3 protein-coding genes are annotated in these 2,444 nt (G+C 55.5%); all 3 read left to right on the top strand.

What is annotated here, in order from left to right; all coding sequences use genetic code 11:
- The first annotated feature begins 626 nt into the window (after nt 1–626).
- Genes SCM96_15875 through SCM96_15865 form a run of 3 tightly spaced genes read left to right on the top strand, consistent with a single transcriptional unit; the run spans nt 627 to nt 2,376 of the window.
- Complete coding sequence (locus tag SCM96_15875) at nt 627–1,319, top strand: tellurium resistance protein (GenBank protein ID MDW7762098.1); 693 nt, start codon at nt 627–629, stop codon at nt 1,317–1,319.
- A gap of 15 nt (nt 1,320–1,334) precedes the next feature.
- Nucleotides 1,335–2,252, top strand: a complete 918-nt coding sequence (locus SCM96_15870; protein MDW7762097.1) for a PP2C family serine/threonine-protein phosphatase — start codon at nt 1,335–1,337, stop codon at nt 2,250–2,252.
- A complete protein-coding gene (locus SCM96_15865) occupies nt 2,233–2,376 on the top strand; it encodes a hypothetical protein (GenBank protein MDW7762096.1) in 144 nt (47 codons plus the stop codon). The genes SCM96_15870 and SCM96_15865 overlap by 20 nt, the downstream gene beginning before the upstream one ends.
- Nucleotides 2,377–2,444 lie beyond the last annotated feature (68 nt).

The raw sequence follows: 2,444 nt of genomic DNA, 5'->3' as shown, positions 1-2,444 counted from the left end.
ACTTCATGGGAATGGTAGGGTTTTGCGCCGGCGTCTGGGTCGGTTGGAGAAAAAAACGACCGCTCTTTTGGAATCGAAGAAATAGATTGGAGTAAGGGATCATGGGAAACTATCCGTATGGTCAACCGCAAAAAGGCACCTTTCACCCCGGCCCGGAAAAGCGAGGCGGCACAGGCTCAGGGCGGAATGTTCTTTTGACGTCCCTTCTGATCACGTTGATTGGGTTTCCGATTCTGCTTTGGCTCATGTTTCAATCCCGAACGGGACGCTTTTCGCTTGGGACAATTGCGGAATCGTTTGGCTCCGGCGGAGGGCTATTCATAATCGCGCTGCTGGTGTTCATGGCTGTTTACGGCGCCATCGCCTCGAATGGGAGATAACGATCGAAATGAGCTCAATCAAAACTCATATTAAAAAGCCTCAAGTCATGTTCAAAGAAATCTCCCGCCCTCACGATCGCAGAGAGGCGGACTCCCAAACCTCCGCCCCCCCACACCAGCCGTACTCAATTGTCGAAGACTTGTATTATGAATACAATCGGTAACCAGTTGATGCAATGGTTTTGAGAGCTTCTCGGATAAAATAATGAGAAAAGAATCTTTAAGATGGAAACCAAGGAGGTAAAAATGGCAAACAGACCCGGCGGGGAACTGGCCGCAAGGCCGCTCCACTTTTTCTTCATCACGGATTGCTCGGGATCGATGGCCGCCGACGGCAAGATCCAGGCCCTCAACAATGCCGTTCGCGAAGCGCTGCCCCATATGAGGCGGGTGGCTGACGAAAACCCCAACGCTCAGGTTCTTTTGCGGGCCTTGAAATTTTCTAACGGCGCCCAGTGGCATGTCTCTCAGCCGACTCCGGTCAATGATTTCGAGTGGAATGATCTGTCCGCAGACGGACAGACCGACATGGGCCGGGCCCTGTCCGTTCTGGCGAACGAACTCAAGATGCCGCCGATGAGCGAACGGGCTCTGCCGCCGGTCCTGGTGCTGATTTCCGACGGCCAGCCAACGGATGATTTCAGCTCAGGATTGAAAAACCTGTTGGAAGAGCCCTGGGGTCGAAAGGCTGTCCGCGTGGCCATTGCCATCGGTGAGGACGCCAATCTCAAGGTTCTTCAGGATTTTATTGACAATCCGGAGATCAGGCCCTTAGAGGCCAATAATCCCGAAGCCCTGCTCTATTATATCCGGTGGGCTTCGACCGTGGTGCTTCAGAAGGCCTCGGAGCCTGCCAACCCGGCCGGCCTCATTGCCGGCGGTGTCGTGCCCATTCCGTTGCCGGCGCATAAAAGTGATCCAACGAATGATGTCTGGTAGTGGGAGGCTCGAATTGTGACGACCGGAAATATCATGCGGGTTCTCAGCGCCTCGGTGCCGGGGCGAAAGCATAGAATGGGGGGAACCCCCAACCAGGATGCTATTGCCTGGGTCGAAAACCTCGAACGACAAACAGCTATTCTCTGTCTTTCAGATGGGCACGGAAACGTCGGTGGCTTTCGCAGCGACAGGGGGTCTCGTTTTGCGGTGCAGGCCGCTCTCCATTCGCTTGAGGCCTTTATTGCCTGGTTTGACCCGGGAGTCGATCCGATCAAGGTTCAAGATGCTTTGCTCGAACGCGTTCCGCGTGAGATCGTGCGACGCTGGCGGGACGCCGTCGCCTCCGATCTTTTCGAGCGGCCGTTCAAGAGCGAGGAAATGTCAAGATACTTTTCGAGCCGCGTGAATGCGTCGAGCCGGTGGGAAGCCGTTTTGAATCCGGTTGCGGCCTACGGCGCGACTCTTCTGGCTGTTTTTGTGTGCGCGGCCGGTTGGGGCTGCCTGCAGTTGGGCGACGGCGACATCCTGGTTCTCACCGGTTCGGATCAACCCTTCCGGCCGGTTCCTGTCGACGAGCGCTGCCGGGGTGTCGAAACGACTTCTCTCTGCCTGCCGGAGGCCTGGCGAGATTTCCGTGCCGCATTCCTTCCCCGGCAAGACACCGAAGTTCGGTTGATCCTTGCGGCAACGGACGGGTATGCCAACTCTTTCAAGGATGAGGCCGCCTTTTTCCAGGCCCCCCGGGACTGGCTGCGGACGATCCGGACTGAAGGTGTCGATGAGGTTGAGAAAAAGATGCCGGAATGGCTGGCCGATCACAGCGCCATGAGCGGCGACGATGTGACTCTGGGACTCATCGTCCGCGAACTTGAGGATGGGCGTGATATTTATGAACTCAATGAAGGCGACAAATATGAATCGGGCGGCGATTAACAATCTGCAGCGTATCCTGAATGATGCCGGGATCGGGGTTCTCAATGATCCTTTGCGGGTCGAGGGATGGCTCAGCGACTACGGCCGGGGCTGCTTGAAACTCGAAAACTTCGCCCTAGCCTGAGTTTACGCTTTATAGAATAATCTTTCGAAAAAACTTCGTTATCCTCCTGATAACATTCGAGTTGGGCA

Source organism: Acidobacteriota bacterium (assembly GCA_033549365.1).
Taxonomy (GTDB): domain Bacteria; phylum Acidobacteriota; class Aminicenantia; order Aminicenantales; family Saccharicenantaceae; genus JAWSUF01.
Note: the sequence above shows the minus strand (reverse complement) of the source record. Positions and strands in the feature narration are given on the sequence as shown.

Bases quoted from the DNA above. Each gene is read 5' to 3' on its own strand.
- SCM96_15865 (MDW7762096.1), top strand. From the start codon at position 2,233: ATGAATCGGGCGGCGATTAACAATCTGCAGCGTATCCTGAATGATGCC.
- SCM96_15875 (MDW7762098.1), top strand. From the start codon at position 627: ATGGCAAACAGACCCGGCGGGGAACTGGCCGCAAGGCCGCTCCACTTT.